Source organism: Arminella tubonensis (assembly GCF_003240585.1).
Taxonomy (GTDB): Bacteria; Pseudomonadota; Alphaproteobacteria; order Rhizobiales; family Rhizobiaceae; genus Rhizobium; species Rhizobium tubonense.
This window is the reverse complement of sequence record NZ_PCDP01000001.1, coordinates 433280-451299: the sequence shown is the minus strand read 5'-3', so window position 1 is coordinate 451299 and position 18020 is coordinate 433280. Positions and strand designations below refer to the sequence as shown.

General features: G+C 62.4%; 16 protein-coding genes. All 16 read left to right on the top strand.

The genetic code is table 11. The features are described from left to right. The first annotated feature begins 178 nt into the window (after positions 1-178). The 16 genes from CPY51_RS02265 (at position 179) to CPY51_RS02190 (ending at position 17971) form a co-directional block, all read left to right on the top strand. Positions 179-820, top strand: a complete 642-nt coding sequence (locus CPY51_RS02265; RefSeq protein ID WP_111158408.1) for a DUF2460 domain-containing protein — start codon at positions 179-181, stop codon at positions 818-820. Beyond that, entirely contained in the window at positions 817-1707 is an 891-nt protein-coding gene (locus tag CPY51_RS02260; protein WP_111158407.1) for a DUF2163 domain-containing protein, read from the top strand. The genes CPY51_RS02265 and CPY51_RS02260 overlap by 4 nt, the downstream gene beginning before the upstream one ends. Continuing rightward, positions 1704-2141: an NlpC/P60 family protein gene (locus tag CPY51_RS02255; RefSeq protein WP_111158406.1), complete on the top strand. Its 438-nt coding sequence runs from the start codon at positions 1704-1706 to the stop codon at positions 2139-2141. Before CPY51_RS02260 ends, CPY51_RS02255 begins: the two co-directional genes overlap by 4 nt. Before the next feature lie 383 nt (positions 2142-2524). Beyond that, a complete protein-coding gene (locus CPY51_RS02250) occupies positions 2525-6358 on the top strand; it encodes a baseplate multidomain protein megatron (RefSeq protein ID WP_111158405.1) in 3834 nt (1277 codons plus the stop codon). Between the two features lie 22 nt (positions 6359-6380). Further along, positions 6381-6593: a hypothetical protein gene (locus tag CPY51_RS02245; RefSeq protein WP_111158404.1), complete on the top strand. Its 213-nt coding sequence runs from the start codon at positions 6381-6383 to the stop codon at positions 6591-6593. A 172-nt stretch (positions 6594-6765) separates the two neighbouring features. Then, positions 6766-6975, top strand: a complete 210-nt coding sequence (locus CPY51_RS02240) for a hypothetical protein (RefSeq protein ID WP_420820660.1) — start codon at positions 6766-6768, stop codon at positions 6973-6975. A 50-nt stretch (positions 6976-7025) separates the two neighbouring features. Further along, positions 7026-7697, top strand: a complete 672-nt coding sequence (locus CPY51_RS02235) for a response regulator transcription factor (protein WP_111158402.1) — start codon at positions 7026-7028, stop codon at positions 7695-7697. Further along, complete coding sequence (locus CPY51_RS02230; RefSeq protein WP_111158401.1) at positions 7687-9084, top strand: sensor histidine kinase; 1398 nt, start codon at positions 7687-7689, stop codon at positions 9082-9084. The genes CPY51_RS02235 and CPY51_RS02230 overlap by 11 nt, the downstream gene beginning before the upstream one ends. 102 nt (positions 9085-9186) lie before the next feature. Next, positions 9187-9624, top strand: coding sequence for a hypothetical protein (locus CPY51_RS02225; RefSeq protein ID WP_111158400.1), 438 nt, complete (start codon positions 9187-9189; stop codon positions 9622-9624). Between the two features lie 150 nt (positions 9625-9774). Then, positions 9775-10920, top strand: coding sequence for a c-type cytochrome biogenesis protein CcmI (gene ccmI / locus CPY51_RS02220; protein WP_111158399.1), 1146 nt, complete (start codon positions 9775-9777; stop codon positions 10918-10920). Then, complete coding sequence (ccmE, locus tag CPY51_RS02215; protein WP_111158398.1) at positions 10917-11366, top strand: cytochrome c maturation protein CcmE; 450 nt, start codon at positions 10917-10919, stop codon at positions 11364-11366. Before ccmI ends, ccmE begins: the two co-directional genes overlap by 4 nt. Next, positions 11363-13351 carry a heme lyase CcmF/NrfE family subunit gene (locus tag CPY51_RS02210; RefSeq protein ID WP_111158397.1) on the top strand — a complete coding sequence of 663 codons (1989 nt, stop codon included), beginning with the start codon at positions 11363-11365 and terminating at the stop codon, positions 13349-13351. The genes ccmE and CPY51_RS02210 overlap by 4 nt, the downstream gene beginning before the upstream one ends. A gap of 143 nt (positions 13352-13494) precedes the next feature. Then, positions 13495-13980 (top strand): cytochrome c-type biogenesis protein, encoded by a 486-nt coding sequence (locus tag CPY51_RS02205; protein ID WP_244598386.1) that lies wholly within the window; start codon positions 13495-13497, stop codon positions 13978-13980. A gap of 171 nt (positions 13981-14151) precedes the next feature. Beyond that, positions 14152-15705, top strand: coding sequence for a Do family serine endopeptidase (locus CPY51_RS02200; protein WP_111158395.1), 1554 nt, complete (start codon positions 14152-14154; stop codon positions 15703-15705). A gap of 182 nt (positions 15706-15887) precedes the next feature. After that, positions 15888-16565, top strand: coding sequence for a response regulator transcription factor (locus tag CPY51_RS02195; protein ID WP_111158637.1), 678 nt, complete (start codon positions 15888-15890; stop codon positions 16563-16565). Beyond that, the gene (locus tag CPY51_RS02190) at positions 16562-17971 is read left to right on the top strand and encodes a sensor histidine kinase (RefSeq protein WP_111158394.1); all 1410 of its coding nucleotides are present in this window, start codon (positions 16562-16564) and stop codon (positions 17969-17971) included. The genes CPY51_RS02195 and CPY51_RS02190 overlap by 4 nt, the downstream gene beginning before the upstream one ends. The last annotated feature ends 49 nt before the right edge of the window (positions 17972-18020 follow it).

Here is an 18020-nt window from a genome sequence, read left to right as displayed (position 1 = left end):
CAGGCCGTCGGCGCCACTTGATTCCTGCTCCCCTTCCCACCGGTCCATAGTCCGGATCTTGCATTATCGATCCTTCGCCAGCCTCAAGGGCCTTCTCGGCGTTGAAGGTTCATCCGCGTCGCCTCGACGTTCGGACGATAGATGCTCTCTCAATTTCAAAACGTCCCAAGGACCAACCATGACCGCAGGATTTCACGAAGTCCGCTTTCCCCAGCGGCTGTCACTGGCGACAAGCGGCGGCCCGGTGCGGCGCACCGATGTCGTCAACCTCTCCAACGGACGCGAGACCCGCAACAGCCGCTGGAAGGACGCCCGCCGCAGCTACGACGCAGGCTCCGGCATCCGCTCCGTCGGCGATCTCTTCGAGGTCATGGAGTTCTTCGAAGCCCGCAGCGGCGAACTCTACGGCTTCCGCTTTCGCGATCCGGTCGACTGGACCTCCAGTCGGCCCGGCGCGCCCGTCACACCGCTCGATCAGGTGGTCGGCATCGGCGATGGCACAACCCGGCGGTTCCAGCTGACGAAGACCTATGGCGATGCCGGCGGCCGCTCGACCCGTGCCATCGCCAAGCCGGCGGTGGGCACGGTGAAGATCGCGGTCAACGGTGTGCTGCTGGCGCCTCCGAGTTTCTCGTGCGATCCCGCCACCGGCGTGGTGATGTTCGTGGCGGATGCAATCCCGCGGTCGGGCATGACCATTTCGGCCGGCTTCGAATTCGATGTGCCGGTGCGCTTTGCCACCGATCGCATCGACATCAATCTCTCGGCCTTCAATGCGGGCCGCATTCCGTCCATTCCGCTGATGGAGATTCTGCCATGAGAAAGATTGCCCAGGACTTTGCAGCGCACCTGTCGGGCGGTGCCACGACGACGTGTCATTGCTGGCGTCTGCAACGGCGCGATGGCGTGGTGCTCGGCTTTACCGAACATGACCACGACCTTGCCTTCGTAGATACGCTGTTTCTCGCAGCGAGCGGATTTTCGGCCAGCGACGGCGAGGAAGCAGCGGGCCTGCCGGCCTCGACAAGCAATGTCACCGGCGGATTTTCCAGCGATGCCATCACCGAGGCGGACCTGAACGCCGGCCTCTATGACGGCGCCCGCGTCGAGATCTACCTCGTCAATTGGGCAGCCCCTGAACAGCATCTTCTTCTGAAAGTACAGGAGATCGGCGAGGTGACGCGGCAGACCGGCCAATTCCAGGCGGAATTGCGCAGCTTTGCTGCCCGTCTCGCCGAGCCGCAGGGCCGCATCTACACCAGGCGCTGCGACGCCGTGCTTGGCGACGCCAGATGCGGGGTCGACCTCGGCCGTCCGCAATATCGGGCCGAAGGCACGATTGTCGCCGTCAGCGATACGACGCGACTGAGCCTCTCCGGCATTTCGGGTTTCGCCGATGGCTTTTTCGCCCACGGCAAACTGTTCTTCCTGGACGGAGCCAATGCCGGGTTCTCGGTGGACGTCGACAGTCAAGCGCTGGTGGGGGCGATCACGCAGGTCAATCTCTGGCTGCCGCTTTCACCTCCACCTGCAGTCGGCGAGCGGGTGGCGTTAATCGCCGGCTGCGACAAGGCCTTTGCAACCTGCCGTTCGAAATTCGGAAATCCGCAGAATTTTCGCGGCTTTCCACATATGCCTGGCTCCGACTTCGCCTACACCTATGCGGACGGAACGAGCGTGCACGACGGGAGCCCGTTGTTTCCATGAACGACGATATTCGCACACGCGTACTCTCGATCGCCGGGAGCTGGACAGGCACGCCCTATCGCCACCAGGGTTCGACCAAAAACATCGGCTGTGATTGCCTCGGGCTCATCCGCGGCATCTGGCGCGAACTCTACGGTACAGAGCCCGAACTGCCGAGACCCTACGCGCCGGATTGGGCCGAACGCAGCGGCGAGGATCGGTTGATGCAGGCGGCAATCCGCTATTTCGGCGCCCCTGTGCCGCAGGGGGAGGGTCGGCCAGGCGACTTGCTCCTCTTCCGCTGGCGGCCGGATTGTTCGGCGAAACACGCCGGCATTCTCTGCAAGGACATGCATTTCATTCACGCCTACGAACAGGCGGCAGTGATACGCTCTGCCCTCGTGCCCTCGTGGCAACGCAAAGTAGCGGCGGCCTTCGAATTTCCGCTGGGTTGAATTGAAGACCTCGCTCCCTTGCAAATTACGACAACCGCTGGTATTTTGGAGTGGTGAGCGAAGCGCTAACTCCGCTCACCGTTTTGGTTATCTTTCGAACAGTACCCGGACGGTGATTAACCAGCCCGTCCGGGTTTTTCTTAAGCTAAGCGTGATGCCAAGTGGTAACAACCACATAACCTCACCTCCATCTCAGAGAGCAAGGCCGTTACCTCGGTCGGCGTGGCCTATCCTCGCCGACGCACCGGCTGGCGCGGTGCCTGCTGCTTCTGCTCTCCAAGCTTTTACATGAATGCAATTTTAAAGAGCATACGCAAGCGGTTCATTCGACCGACGCGGAGTATTTTGCACGTCCAGGTCGCGGCGATTTCAGAGAGACACTCATGGCAACCATTGCATTCCAGGCGGCGGGCGCGGCCCTCGGCAGCGTGTTCGGTCCTGTCGGCGCGATGCTCGGCCGGGCGGCCGGCGCGATGCTCGGAAGCGTCGTCGATAAATCGCTGATCAACGGCAGCCAGACGAAATCGGGAACTCATCTCTCGACCGCGCGCATCCCCGGCGCCGACGAAGGGACCGCCGTCACCCGCCTGTACGGCACAGCCCGCATCGGGGGCACGTTGATCTGGGCAACCCGCTTCGAGGAGGCGGTGTCCAAGGAGCGCTCTGGTGGCAAGGCGAGCGGGCCGCGGGTCGAGACCTTTCGCTACTTCGCCAATCTTGCCATCGGCCTCAGCGAGGGGCCGATAGCCTGCGTCCGTCGCGTCTGGGTCGACGGCAAGGAGATCGACCTGACGCAGATCGAGATGCGCGTCCATACCGGAGCGGAAACGCAGCAGCCCGATCCACTAATCGAGGCGAAGCAGGGTATAGGCAATGCGCCGGCCTACCGTGGGCTTGCCTACGTTGTTTTCGAACGCCTGCCGCTCGACGGCTATGGCAATCGCATTCCGCTCTTCCAGTTCGAGGTGGTGCGGCCGATCGGCAGGCTGGAAAGCCAGATCCGCGCCGTGACGCTGATCCCGGGCGCCACCGAACATGGCTACAGCACGATACAGGTCACCGAGAAAACCGGTGCCGGCAGCGCCCGCGCAATGAACCGCAACGTATCGACCGCCACGACTGACTGGCAGGCATCGCTGGACGAATTGACGGCAGTCTGCCCCAATCTCGAGAGCGTAGCGCTGGTCGTCGCATGGTTAGGCACCGACCTTCGTGCCGGCAATTGCCGCGTCGTTCCGGGTGTTGAGACGAATATGCGCGATGGCGAGAGCAGCCTCTGGTCGGTTTCCGGCATTCCGCGCGCAGCTGCCCATCTCATCAGCCGCAATGAAGGCGGCCCGGCCTATGGCGGAACCCCCGACGACGCGAGCGTCTTTCAGGCGATTGCCGACCTTAGGGCGCGCGGACTGAAGGTCTATCTCTACCCATTCCTGATGATGGATATCCCTGACGGCAATGGCCTTGCCGATCCCTACGGCAGCGGTGAGCAGTCGACCTACCCATGGCGCGGCCGGGTCACGTGTTTCCCCGCGATTGGCCTGCCCGGAACGCCGGATCGCAGTGCGCTCGCCAGAGCACAGGTCATGGCGTTTTGCGGTGCTGCCTCCGCAAAGGACTTCGTCGTCAAAGGCCAGTCGGTCAGCTGTCAAGGCGGCGACCAGGGCTATAGGCGGCTGGTGTTGCACTATGCCAATCTCGCCGTGGCCGCCGGTGGTGTCGACGGCATCATCATCGGCTCGGAGCTGCGCGGATTGACGCAACTGCGCGATGGATCCGACCGTTTTCCCTTCGTCGAAGCGCTCGCGACGCTCGCGGCGGACGTTCGCTCTGTCGTCGGTCCCGCTACGAAACTCACATATGGCGCCGATTGGAGCGAATATTTCGGCTATCATCCGGCCGACGGCAGCGGCGACGTCTATTTCCACCTCGATCCGTTGTGGGCATGCCAGGCGATCGATGCTGTCGGCATCGACAATTACATGCCGCTTGCCGATTGGCGCGACGAGGATCTTTCGACGCCGAGCCCGGACGGCCATCGGACGGCGGACGATCTCCTTGGCATGACCGCGGCGATCACCAGCGGCGAAGGCTTCGACTGGTACTACGCCAGCGAGGTCGACCGGGCGGCCCGCCGCCGCTCGCCCATTGCCGACGGGCTTGCCGGCAAGCCCTGGGTCTACCGCTACAAGGACATAGAGTCCTGGTGGAGCAACCCACACTATGAACGCGTCGCCGACGCCGAGAAGTCGAAACCGACGGCATGGACCCCACGCGGAAAGCCGATCTGGTTCACCGAACTCGGCTGCCCGGCGATAGACAAGGGCGCCAACCAGCCGAATGTCTTCCTCGACCCGAAATCGGTGGAATCGGCGGCACCTTATTTCTCGAACCGCACCCGCGCAGACAGCATGCAGCGCCGCTTTCTCGAGGCCCATCACGATCATTGGGGCGCGGCGGGCGGCATGGTCGAACCGCATCACATGTTCGTCTGGACCTGGGATGCTCGTCCTTATCCCGCCTTTCCGAAGAATAGCGCCGTCTGGAGCGACGGTGCCAATTGGCAGACCGGTCACTGGTTGAACGGAAGGCTCGGCGCCGGAACGTTGGCCGATGTCATCGCCGCCATTCTTCGCGAGCAGAACTTCACCGATTTCGACGTTTCGGAAGTCAGCGGCGACCTGACCGGCTATGTTCAGGGCGAGGTGGCTGCGGCGCGCAACCTGATCGCTCCTCTGCTGGAGGTTTTCCAGATCGACGTTATCGAAGATGGGCCGCTGCTGCGCTTCCGGTCTCGTGCGCGAGCGAGCCTGCCTGCCATTCCAATCCCGGCGCTCGTCGATCTCGACAACCAGCCGCTTTGGCAGGAGACGCGCGGCCATGACAGCGACTATGCGACCGAGGCGATCGTCACCTTCTACGACCCGCTTGACGACTATGAACAGGCGAGCGTCCGCTCCCGACGGGCGCCGTCCTCGTCGAACCGTGTCCTGCGCTACGATCTCGGCGCCATTCTGCCCGAGGAGGCTGCGCACGCTGCTGCCGAAAACCTTCTGCGCGACAACCGGATTTCCCGCCGCTCGCTGACCCTGTCGCTGCCGCCGACCGATATCGGCGTGCAGCCGGGAGATGTGCTCTCGATCGCCGGTGGACCGGAGGGCCGTTTCCTCGTTACCCGGATCGAGGACGGAACGTCGCGCAAGATCGAAGCCCGTGAAATCGTGCCGCTTCTAGGTGGCGCCGCGATAACCGCGACGACCGGCAAACGAAGCGCCGGCATGGCATCCGACATTTTCGCGCCCCTGGTCGAACTCATGGACCTGCCGCAATTTACGGCCGGGGATCCGGCAAGCTTCGCGCGTGTGGCGGTCTATGCAAAGCCCTGGCGCACCGTTTCGATCTCGGCATCGGTGACCAACGAAGGCTATGCGAGCCGCGTGACGCTCGCGCGCCCGGCGCAGATCGGCAGCCTCACGAGCGCGTTGGTGCCAGGCGTCACCGGTCGCTTCGACTGGTCGCAATCGATCGTGCTGGATTTGCCATATGGAGGGCTGTCGTCGTCCGTTGAGCTGTCGTTGCTCAATGGCTCCAACCGCTTTGCAATCCTCTGCACGAACGGGAGCTGGGAAATCGGCTGCTTCCTGCAGGCAGACGAGATTGTGGCTGCCCGCTGGCAGCTCCGCGGTCTCTTGCGCGGCCTTGCTGGCACGGAGGATGCGATGGCATCCGGAGCGGCCGTCGGCGCGCCGCTCGTCGTGCTTGACGATGCAGTTCAGCCGATCGGTGTCGCGAATGAAGAGATGGGCCTTAAGCTTAATTGGATTGCCGAGGCCTCCGGCTCGACCGGAATGGCCGGCCCCTTTGCTTTCGAAGCCGGGTTGCGGGCCCAGACGCCGCTCTCGCCGGTCCATATCGGCGGCAGCCGCGGTTTGGACGGATCGGCCCTGATGACTTGGATCAGGCGCGGCAGGGTAGATGCGGATAACTGGATACCTCCTGACATTCCGCTTGATGAGCCCTCTGAGCGTTACCGGATAGAGGTTTTGAAGGGCGACAAGGTCCTGAGGCAGGTCGAGGTGACTGGGCCGGCCTGGCGCTATGCCGCCGCTGACGAAATCTCCGACTTCGGCGAGCGCCAAACGCAACTGCAGATACGGATATATCAGATGGGGCAGCGAATTCCGCTTGGCATTCCCGCGGTGGCACTCGTCACATTCTAGCTTTAAACCAGAGGAGTGCATCATGAACGACGTCAAGCACTGGTATCTTTCAAAGACCGTATGGGGTGGCCTTCTTGCGGTGGCAGCCTTCGCATTGCAGCTGAAAGGGTTTCAGCTCGATCCAACCGATCAGTCGGCAATCGCTGACTCGATCGTTTCGATCACCGGCGCTGTCGGCGGTATCTTGGCAATCTATGGGCGGGTCATTGCTACGGCAGCGATCAGGATCAGCTAAAAGCGTCAGGCTTAATGGATTAATATTCCGCCGCACGCTGGACGCGCGGAAAATTACCGCCCATTCATTTGCCATTCAGGCGGGTTTGGATAACTATTCGCTCAAGTTAGTGTCCCTTGTGGAAGTATCGAGCATGGCATCACTCTTGAGCGTAGCAACGGTCATCGCAACGATGGCGGGATCGGCTGTGCTTCCGGTCACGACGCCGACATTTGTCGCGCGCTCGAACAATGACTGCAGTGAAGCTGCCGCACAGGTCGTCGCCAAGACAGGGGGTCAGCTTCTTTCCGTGCAGCCCTCCGGGGACAGCTGCATTATTACCGTCCTCGTCCAGGGAAACGGCGAGCGGCCACGCAAGGTGACCGTGAAGGCACCGATGTAGTAATAAGCTCGTATAGAGCTTTGCGAATCGGTTAGGAATTGGGCGGAAACATGCGCATTCTCGTAATTGAAGACGATATCAATCTGAACCGACAGCTTGCCGACGCCCTCAAAGAGGCGGGCTACGTTGTCGACGTCGCGTTTGATGGGGAAGAGGGCCATTTCCTCGGCGATACCGAACCCTATGACGCAATCATCCTCGACATCGGCCTGCCCGAGATGGACGGCATCACGGTACTCGAGAAATGGCGCGCTTCCGGCAAGGGCACACCCGTCCTGATGCTGACGGCTCGCGATCGGTGGAGCGACAAGGTTGCCGGCATCGATGCAGGCGCCGACGACTATGTGGCCAAGCCGTTCCATGTCGAGGAAATCCTTGCACGCATCCGCGCTTTGATCCGCCGCGCCGCTGGTCACTCCTCCTCGGAGATCACCTGTGGGCCGGTACGGGTCGACACCAAGAGTTCGAAGGCGACAGTCAACGGCAAGCCGCTGAAGCTGACGTCGCACGAATACCGGCTGCTCGCCTACCTTATGCATCACAAGGGTGAGGTCGTGTCCCGTACGGAACTGGTCGAACATATGTACGATCAGGATTTCGACCGTGATTCCAATACGATCGAGGTGTTTGTCGGTCGCTTGCGCAAAAAGATGGGCGTCGATCTGATCGAAACCGTCCGCGGTCTCGGTTACCGCATGCAAGCGCCGACCAATGCGAATTAAGTCGCTCACCGCACGCGTCCTCCTACTGACTACACTGTGGTCGACGGTGGCGCTCGTGGTGATCGGCCTTGTTATATCAACGCTCTACCGCAAGAGCGCCGAGCGCGGTTTCCAGGATCTGTTGCGGGCGCAGCTCTACAACGTCGTCAATTCGGTAACGATCGGCGACCAGGAGGCGCTTGCGGGCAGTCCTCAGCTCGGTGATTTGCGTTTCGCCCAGCCGAAGACCGGCTGGTACTGGATGGTCGAGCCGCTCGGCACGTACACCGCGGCTCCATTGGTCTCACCCTCGCTCGGCGCTTCCAATCTGCCTGTCCTGTCGGTGCTCGAAGCCCCATTCGACAAGAACTACGAGCGTTATTACATCGTCACCGATAGCTTCGGAAACCGCGTTCAGGTCGCCGAGACCGAGGTCGTGCTCGATACGGATGGACGTGCCGCACGCTTCCGTGTCACCGGCAACATCGCCGTCGTCGAGGACGATGTAGGCACATTTTCCCATAGCCTGTATCTGGCATTGGCTGGCTTCGGCGTCGGCAGCCTGATCGTCAATGCGCTGGCTATCCTCTTTGGCCTGAAACCGCTCGATAAGGCCCGTGGCGCATTGGAGCGCATCCGCGCCGGCGAAAGCGAGCGGCTGCAAGGCGATTTTCCGCGTGAAATCCTGCCGCTTGCCAACGAAGTCAACGCCCTGATCGAGAGCAATCGCCGCATTGTCGAGCGCGCCCGTATGCAGGTCGGCAATCTGGCTCATTCCCTCAAAACGCCTATTGCGGTCCTGCTCAACGAATCCCGTGTGCTCGACCGGTCGCATGGCGATCTGGTGAAGCTGCAGGCCGAAGCCATGCAGGGGCAGGTGCAATCCTATCTCAACCGCGCCCGCATCGCCGCCCAGCGCGAATCCGTTCTCGCTCGCACAGAGGCGGAGCCTGCGCTCGAGCGGCTTGTGCGCGTGATGCGCCGGCTGAATGCCGACAAGGAATTCGAGCTCTCGGTTACGCCCAATCTGGCGCTGGCCATGGAGCAGCAGGATCTCGAAGAGACGGTCGGCAACCTTCTTGAAAACGCCGCGCGCTTTGCCGATCACAAGGTCCGCATAGCAGCCAGCGAGGCGCCGGCGGAAATCAAGGGCAACGATCCGGCCCGCCGCTTCTGGGTCGAACTCGTCGTCGAGGACGACGGCCCGGGCCTCGAGCCAGACCAGATCCGCGAGGCGATGAAGCGAGGCCGCAGGCTCGACGAAAGCAAGCCGGGCACGGGTCTCGGCCTTTCGATCGTCAGCGAGATCACCAACGAGTACCAGGGGCGGCTGGAACTGTCGCGCGGCACCTGGGGTGGACTTCGTGCAAGCCTAATTCTTCCAGGGGTTATGAAGGATGTTGCGTGAACAACGGCATGATGCCAAAAAGACGAGGTGCGCCATGGGGATGACCTCCATGAGCCGCAGGGCGGTAATCGCGCGTTGGCCTGTTAATTCTGGTTCGGTTGAATGAATCTTCGCTTTGCACGTCTGATCGTCCCATCATTGTTGGGTGCCGTTCTCCTTTCCGCTTGCAGTACAACCCACGGGACCGGCGCCGGCCGCGCATTGGCGGCACTCTCGCCGCTCAAGACCAATTCTTCCGCGACCTACATCAAGGCGCTCGATGGCGGTATCGTGAGCCGCACGGGCGTCAAGATCAGCGATAGCGACCTGCAGCGAGCGCTCGAAGCGGAATACCGCGCCCTGGAAGCGGCACCCGGGGGCCAGCCGGTCGTTTGGAGTGGCCGTGGCATCAGCGGTCAGGTGGTCGCGTCGGCGCCCTATCAGGTCGGCTCGCAGAATTGCCGCCAATATACGCATACCGTGACCGTCGACGGCGAGGAGACGAAGGCGCGCGGGGCAGCCTGCCGCAACGAGGATGGAACCTGGTCGCCGCTGAACTGAGCCGCCACAGCGGACAATCGGCCCGTTGCGCCGCCGGATTGGCTGCAATGCCTCACTTTTGCCGGGACAATTGCGGCGAAACGCCTCAAATCTTCGTCATATTGGCTTTGGCGGTTGGAATGACAGCCCCGGTAAAGTATTGGGCTTCCTATGCTGTTCTGGATTCTCGTGGCCGTTCTGACGGCGGGCGTCGGCGCCATTCTGCTTCATCCGCTCTTGCGCGGAGCGCAGGCGGCTGAGGATAGCCGAGCCGGCGAGGCGGCCGTCTACCGCGACCAGCTCCGTGAACTCGACCGCGATCTGGCGGGAGACCTGATCACTGCCGAGCAGGCCGGCTATGCCCGCGCCGAAATCGGCCGCCGCTTGCTGGCTGTGTCTTCCACTGGGCCGGCCGAGAAATTGGCGGCCCGCCCGAGCCGATACCGTCTGGCGCAGGCCTTCATTGTCGTCGTGCTCCCGGTCATCGGGCTCTGTCTGTACTTGGCGACCGGCAATCCCGGGCTCCCGTCGCAGCCGCTCGAGGCGCGGCTCGCAAATCCCGGCAACGACATGGCAATCCTCGTCGCAAAAGCCGAGCGTCATCTGGCCGAGGACCCGAACGACGGAAAAGGCTGGGAAGTGCTCGCCCCGATCTATTTCAAGACGATGCGGGTCGCCGACGCCGAGATGGCCTATCGCAACGCCATCCGCCTGCTCGGGCCGACGCCTGAGAGGCTCGGAAGTCTGGCGGAAGTGCTGATGGCGGTGTCGGATGGCATGGTCACCGCGGAGGCTCGCGATGTCCTGCAGCAGTTGGTCAAACTCGATCCAGCCAATCCGCGTGCGAAATTCTATATCGCCCTCGCCTTCGAACAGGAGGGCAAAGCCGAGGAAGCAAAGGACGCTTTTACGGCGCTCGCGAAGGAATCGCCCGCTGACGCGCCTTGGGTTCCACTCGTCAACGAGCATATCGCCAAGAACGGTGGTGTGCCGGTCGTCGCCGCGGCTGATCCTGATGCGCCCGGCAACCCGACCGCTGGCGACATCGCCTCGGCGGAGACCATGAATTCCGGCGATCGCCAGCAGATGATCCGCGGCATGGTCGAAAGCCTCAATGCCAAGCTGACGGAAAACCCTGATAATTTCGAAGGATGGATCCGTCTCGTTCGCTCCTACGCCGTTCTCAACGACAAAGACCGCGCTACGGATGCGCTGAAGCGCGGCCTCGCAGCCTTTCCTGCTGATAGCGGGCAGGGCCAGCAATTGGTGACGTTGGCGAAGGAACTGGGTCTTCCCCTGGAGGAAAAGCAGCCATGACCCGCAAGCAGAAGCGCCTGGCCGTCATCGGCGGCGGCATGAGCTTCATCATCGCCGCCGTGCTGCTGGTGTTGTTCGCCTTCAGCCAGTCCGTCGCCTATTTCTACATGCCGGGCGACCTTGCCAAGAATCCGATCGCGCCCGGCACGCTGATCCGCCTCGGTGGGCTGGTCGGCGAAGGAACGGTCGTTCGTGGCGAAGGCACGACCGTGCAGTTCGCTGTCACCGACGGCTCGGACGCGATCAAGGTCAAATATACCGGCATTCTGCCCGATCTTTTCCGCGAAGGGCAGGGCGTCGTTACCGAGGGCAGGTTCGAGCCGGGCGACAATGTTTTCGTTGCCGACACGGTGCTCGCCAAGCATGATGAACGCTATATGCCGAAAGAGGTCGCCGACCGCCTGAAGAAGGACGGTGTCTGGAAAGGCCAGGAAGCCAGCAAATGATCATCGAGCTTGGACATTACGCACTGGTTCTGGCGCTGGCGACCGCGATCATCGTCTCGATCATCCCGGCGCTCGGTGCCCGGCGGCTCGACCAGTCGATGATGGATGTGGCGCAGCCCGGTTCTTTGGCGATGTTCGCGCTTGTAGCCTTTTCCTTTGCGGTGCTCACCTACGCGCATGTCGTCTCCGATTTTTCGGTGGCCAATGTCTGGGAAAACTCGCATTCGCTGGTGCCGCTGGTGTTCAAGATCTCGGGCGTCTGGGGCAATCACGAGGGATCGATGATGCTCTGGCTTCTGATCCTGACGCTGTTCAGCGCGCTGGTGGCCTTGTTCGGCCGCAACCTACCGGACACGCTGCGGTCCAACGTGCTGTCCGTCCAGGCATGGATCTCGGTCGCCTTCCTGGTCTTCATCCTCTTGACCTCGAACCCGTTTACGCGCCTCAGCCCGGCTCCGGCCGAGGGCAAGGACCTCAACCCGGTACTGCAGGATATCGGCCTCGCCATTCATCCCCCGCTTCTCTATCTCGGTTATGTCGGCTTCTCCGTCTGCTTCTCGTTCGCCGTCGCTGCTTTGATCGAGGGCCGCATCGACGCCGCCTGGGCACGCTGGGTCCGCCCCTGGACGCTTGCCGCCTGGACATGCCTGACAGCCGGCATCGCTATGGGTTCTTACTGGGCCTATTACGAACTCGGCTGGGGCGGCTGGTGGTTTTGGGACCCGGTTGAAAATGCGTCGTTCATGCCGTGGCTGGCGGGTACCGCGTTGCTGCACTCGGCGCTGGTCATGGAAAAACGCGATGCCCTGAAGATCTGGACAGTGCTTCTGGCGATCCTCACCTTCTCGCTGTCCTTGCTCGGCACATTCCTTGTCCGCTCCGGGGTCCTCACTTCCGTCCACGCCTTTGCCAGCGACCCGACACGCGGCGTCTTCATCCTCTGCATATTGCTGATCTTCATCGGCGGCGCATTGTCGCTCTTTGCCTTCCGCGCGCCAAAGCTCACCTCCGGCGGGCTATTCGCACCGATTTCGCGCGAGGGTGCGTTGGTGCTGAATAATCTCATCCTGACCGTTGCCTGCGGCACTGTGTTGACCGGGACGCTTTATCCCCTGGCACTGGAAACCCTGACCGACGACAAGATCTCGGTCGGCCCACCATTTTTCAACTTGACGTTCGGCCTCCTGATGATCCCGCTGCTGGTGGCCGTTCCCTTCGGACCGCTGCTGTCGTGGAAGCGCGGCGACCTGCTCGGCGTGCTTCAGCGGCTATATGCAGCCGCAGGGCTGGCATTCGCGACTGCGGTCGTGTGGTTCTACATGCAGCATGGCGGCCCCGTCATGGCGATCCTTGGTCTGGCGGCGGGATTGTTCCTGATCTTCGGCGCGTTGACCGATCTCTGGTTTCGCGCCGGAATCGGCAAGGTGGCGGGCGACGTTGCCTGGCGCCGGCTGGCCGGGTTGCCACGCTCTGCCTTCGGCACGGCGCTCGCCCATGCCGGCCTCGGCGTCACCGTCCTCGGCATCATCGCGGTCTCCACGTTCCAGACGGAAGACATCACCGAGCTGAAGCCGGGTGGAACGGCGGATCTTGGCGGCTACACCTTGCGATTCGACGGCATGACGCCGGGCATCGGGGCCAATTTTACCGAGGACCGCGGTCACTTCACTGTCAGCCGCGGCGGCGTCGCGGTCGCCGAAGTCACCTCCGCCAAGCGGCTGTTTACAGCACGGAAATCGGCCACCACCGAAGCCGGCATCCTGACCTTCGGCCTCAGCCAGCTCTACGTCTCGCTCGGCGACGCCGGCAACGATGGAAGCATTGTCGTTCGCATCTGGTGGAAGCCCTACATCGTCTGCATCTGGGGTGGAGCCATCATCATGGCGCTCGGCGGGCTGGTCTCGCTCAGCGATCGACGCCTGCGGGTCGGCGCCCCCAGCCGACGCGCAAAAGCCGCGCGCCCGGCCATGGAGCCTGCGGAATGAGAGGGATCCTCACTTCCCCCTTCTCCCCTCGGGGAGAAGGTGCCCGAAGGGCGGATGAGGGGGCTCTTCGCGCGAATCCGGAGCAAGCTGCCCCCCTCATCCGGTCCTTCGGACCCCCTTCTCCCCGAGGGGAGAAGGGGAGGTTGCCGCACCCTTCGCGCCGAAGAAGCCCCGTTCTCCTCCGCCTATCCCTCTTTCTCGTCCTGCTCCTTGCTCCGCTCGCAGCCTTCGCGGTCAATCCCGACGAAGTTCTCACGGACCCGGCACTGGAGGCGCGGGCGCGGCATATCTCCACGGAACTGCGCTGCATGGTCTGTCAGAACCAGTCGATCGACGATTCGAACGCGGATCTGGCGCGCGATCTTCGTCTGCTGGTGCGAAAGCGCCTCGTTGATGGCGACAGCGACCGGCAGGTGGTCGACTATCTTGTTTCGCGCTACGGCGAGTTCGTGCTGTTGAAACCGCGGCTCAGCGAGAAGACGTGGCTGCTCTGGGGCGCGCCGGTGGCGCTGTTTTGTGTCGGAGGCGCGGCCCTTTTCATCTATGCCAGGCGTCGCAGTGGCAAGCCGACGGGGACGCTCCTGACGACAGACGAGGAAAAGCGCCTCAACGAGATTCTCGCAAAGTAACGCAAGCTTGTTCTCCGGGTCGGGAGCCAACGAGAAACATTTTACAACATTACCAACTTTTCATTGCCAGGACAGTTCACGGTAACGTCCGAACTCCTATATCTTCTGTACGAGCTGATCATCGCCCATCCCGGCTCCATAAGTCAGAAGAGAAGAAGAGAAGGTACGAACATGTTCAGGACCATCAAGGAACGTCTGTCCCGCAGCACCGCTTTGAAGGCATCCGCCGTCGCGGGTCTCGCGGTCGCAGTGCTTGCGACGGGCATTCCGATCGAAATCTCCCGGTCATATGCCGAGGCCGTCGTCGTTCAAGCCCCGCAGGTTCCGAGCTTCGCCAATGTCGTTGATGCTGTTTCGCCCGCCGTTGTTTCCGTGCGCGTCGAATCGCGCGCCAATCCGGTCGCCGATGATGACGACAGCTTCGGTCTCGGCCGCGGCTTTGACGAGCTTCCCGATGACCACCCGCTGAAGAAATTCTTCCGCCAGTTCGGCGAGCAGCAGAATGGCCACGGCCCGCAGGAAGGCCAGAAAGCCAAGCCTGACGGCAAGGGCCGCCTTCGCCCTGTCGCACAGGGCTCCGGCTTCTTCATCTCTGAAGACGGCTACCTCGTCACCAACAACCACGTCGTCTCCGATGGCGCCGCCTTCGTCGTTGTCCTCACGGACGGCACCGAACTCGATGCCAAGCTGATCGGCAAGGACCCGCGCACCGATCTCGCCGTCCTCAAGGTGGATGACAAGCGCAAGTTTACCTACGTGAAGTGGGCCGATGACGAAAAGGTCCGCGTCGGCGACTGGGTCGTTGCCGTCGGCAACCCCTTCGGCCTCGGCGGCACCGTCACCGCAGGCATCATCTCCGCTCGCGGCCGTGACATCGGCTCCGGTCCCTACGACGACTACCTCCAGGTCGACGCAGCCGTGAACCGTGGCAATTCGGGCGGCCCAACCTTCAACCTCAGCGGTGAAGTCGTCGGTATCAACACCGCAATCTTCTCGCCATCAGGCGGCAGCGTCGGCATCGCCTTCGCCATCCCGTCGACGACTGCCAAGGATGTCGTCGCCGACCTTATCAAGGACGGCTCGGTTTCCCGCGGTTGGCTCGGCGTCCAGATCCAGCCGGTCTCCAAGGATATCGCTGAATCGCTTGGCCTTTCCGAAGCGAGCGGCGCACTCGTCGTCTCTCCGCAGGAAGGTTCGCCCGGCCAGAAGGCTGGTATCAAGAACGGCGACGTCGTGACCGCGGTCAATGGCGAAACCGTGAAGGATCCACGCGATCTCGCCCGCCGCATCGGTGCCATGGCACCTGGCAAGAAGGTTGAAGTCTCGCTCTGGCGCGATGGCAAACCGCAGTCGGTCACGGTCGATCTCGGCACGCTGCCGGCAGAGCAGAAGGAAGCGTCGAACGACGATAACGCGCCTCAGCAGGCAACGCCTCAGCAGCCGGCCTCCGAAAAGGCGCTTGCCGATCTCGGCCTGACCGTCGGTCCGTCTGACGACGGCAAGGGCGTCGCCATCACCGGCGTCGATCCGGATAGCGACGCCGCCGACAAGGGCGTGAAGGAAGGCGAGAAGATCACCTCCGTCAACAACCAGGAAGTGGCCAACGCGGCTGACATCGCCAAGGTCATCACCCAGGCGAAGAAGGATGGTCGCACCAAGGCGCTCTTCCAGATCCAGTCCAACAGCGGAAGCCGCTTCGTCGCTCTCCCGCTCAATCAGGGCTGAGTTCCGATCCAACGACAAACGGAGCCGTGCAGGCCGACCGCTTGCACGGCTTCGTCGCTTCTTGATCGATGATGGGTGAAAACATGACCCCCGGCAGCCAAGATACCGTCGACAGTCCCGATTCCGCCAATACGCCCGATTCTGGTTGTGCAGAGGCGCGACCGGCGAGTATTGTCGTCCATATGAAGATTTTGATCATTGAAGACGACCTCGAAGCCGCCGCCTATCTGACGAAGGCGTTCCGGGAAGCCGGCATCGTTGCCGATCATGCAAGCGACGGCGAGAGCGGTCTCTTCATGGGCACCGAGAACTCCTATGACGTGATAGTCATCGATCGCATGCTCCCGCGCCGTGACGGCCTGTCGGTGATCGGCGAGCTGCGCCGCAAGAGCGTGCATACGCCTGTTCTCATCCTGTCGGCACTCGGCCAGGTGGACGACAGGGTCACGGGTTTGCGTGCCGGCGGCGACGACTACCTGCCGAAGCCATATGCTTTCAGCGAATTGCTGGCCCGCGTCGAGGTTCTCGGCCGCCGCAAGGGAACGCCTGACCAGGACGTGCTCTATCGCGTCGGTGACCTGGAGCTCGACCGGCTTTCGCACGAGGTTCGCCGTGCGGGCAAGGAGATCGTCCTGCAGCCGCGCGAATTCCGTCTTCTTGAGTACCTGATGAAGAATGCCGGGCAGGTCGTTACCCGCACGATGCTGCTCGAAAACGTCTGGGATTACCACTTCGATCCGCAGACCAATGTCATCGACGTCCACGTCTCGCGGCTGCGCTCGAAGATCGAGAAAGACTTCAATATGCCGCTTCTGAAGACGATCCGGGGTGCCGGCTATATGATCAAGGACGAGGGATGAGTCGCTTCCGCGTCCTCTTCAAGTCGACAGCGGTTCGCCTTTCTGCCCTTTATATTCTTCTGTTCGCACTCTGCGCCGCGACGCTGGTCTTCTATGTCACGGCGATGTCGGAACGGTTGTTGACCGGGCAGATCCGCGATGCGGTCCAGCAGGAAGTCAACCAGGTCAAGCACGCCTACGAAGTCGGCGGGCTGAACCTTTTGTTGCGCACCATGGAGCGTCGCGCCCGCCAACCGGGTGCCAATCTCTATGTCATCGCCGGTCCATCGGGCGATATCCTCGCCGGCAACGTTGCCTCCGTGCAGCCGGGCGTCTTCGACGATGAGGGCTGGACGGAGCTTCCCTTTCTCTACGATCGCTATGCGGACACCGGCGCCGAGAAACGGCACCTGGCGATCGCCAACATCTTCACGCTGGACAACGGTCTTCGCATCCTGATCGGCCGCGACCTTGGGGAGCCGGAGCGGTTCCGCGTGCTGGTCCGCCAGGCGCTGATGCTGGCTTTGGCGATCATGGGCGTCGGCGCGCTGGTCATATGGTTCGCCATCGGCCGCAATGCGCTGAAGCGTATCGATCGTATGACTGACGCCAGCCGCAAGATCATGGCTGGCGACCTTTCCCAGCGCCTGCCATCCGGCGGCTCCGGCGACGAATTCGACCGCATGTCGGATTCGCTGAATACCATGCTTGAACGCATCGAGAAGCTGAACGAGGGGCTTCGCCAGGTCTCCGACAACATCGCCCACGACCTGAAGACACCGCTGACCCGCCTTCGCAACAAGGCGGCCGATGCGCTCGACAGCGCCGACGGTGAAGGTCGCCGCGTTGCGCTCGAAGGGATCATCGGCGAGTCCGACCAGTTGATCCGCACGTTCAATGCCCTGCTGATGATTTCACGCGTTGAGGCGGGCTCCGTCGCAGCCGAGATGACGCCGGTCGATATCTCGGCAATCGTCGCTGATACGGCCGAGCTCTACGAACCTGTCGCCGAGGAGGCCGGTCTGGCACTGACGACGGATATCGAACCCGGCATCGAGGTCCAGGGCAACCGCGAACTGATCGGCCAGGCGATCTTCAATCTGATCGACAACGCCGTCAAATATGCGCCGGGAGGCGCCGGCAAGCCGGAGGTGACACTTCGGCTTCTGCAACGTCCAGATGGCGTCCACCTCTGTATCGCTGACCACGGCCCGGGCATTCCTGTCCAGAAGCGCGAGGATGTAGTCAAACGCTTCTACCGCATGGACGAGAGCCGCTCCAAACCCGGTACGGGCCTCGGCCTGTCGCTGGTCGAGGCGGTGATGGAGCTGCATGGCGGACGGCTGGAGCTTTCCGACACGGACGCGGAGAGCACCGATTCGCGTGGTCTGACGGCCAGCATTGTCTTCCCTGCGAAGAAGGACTGACAGCGCGCTTCAAGCACCCTATTGGCGTCATCCGCTGATGGCCCTAGGT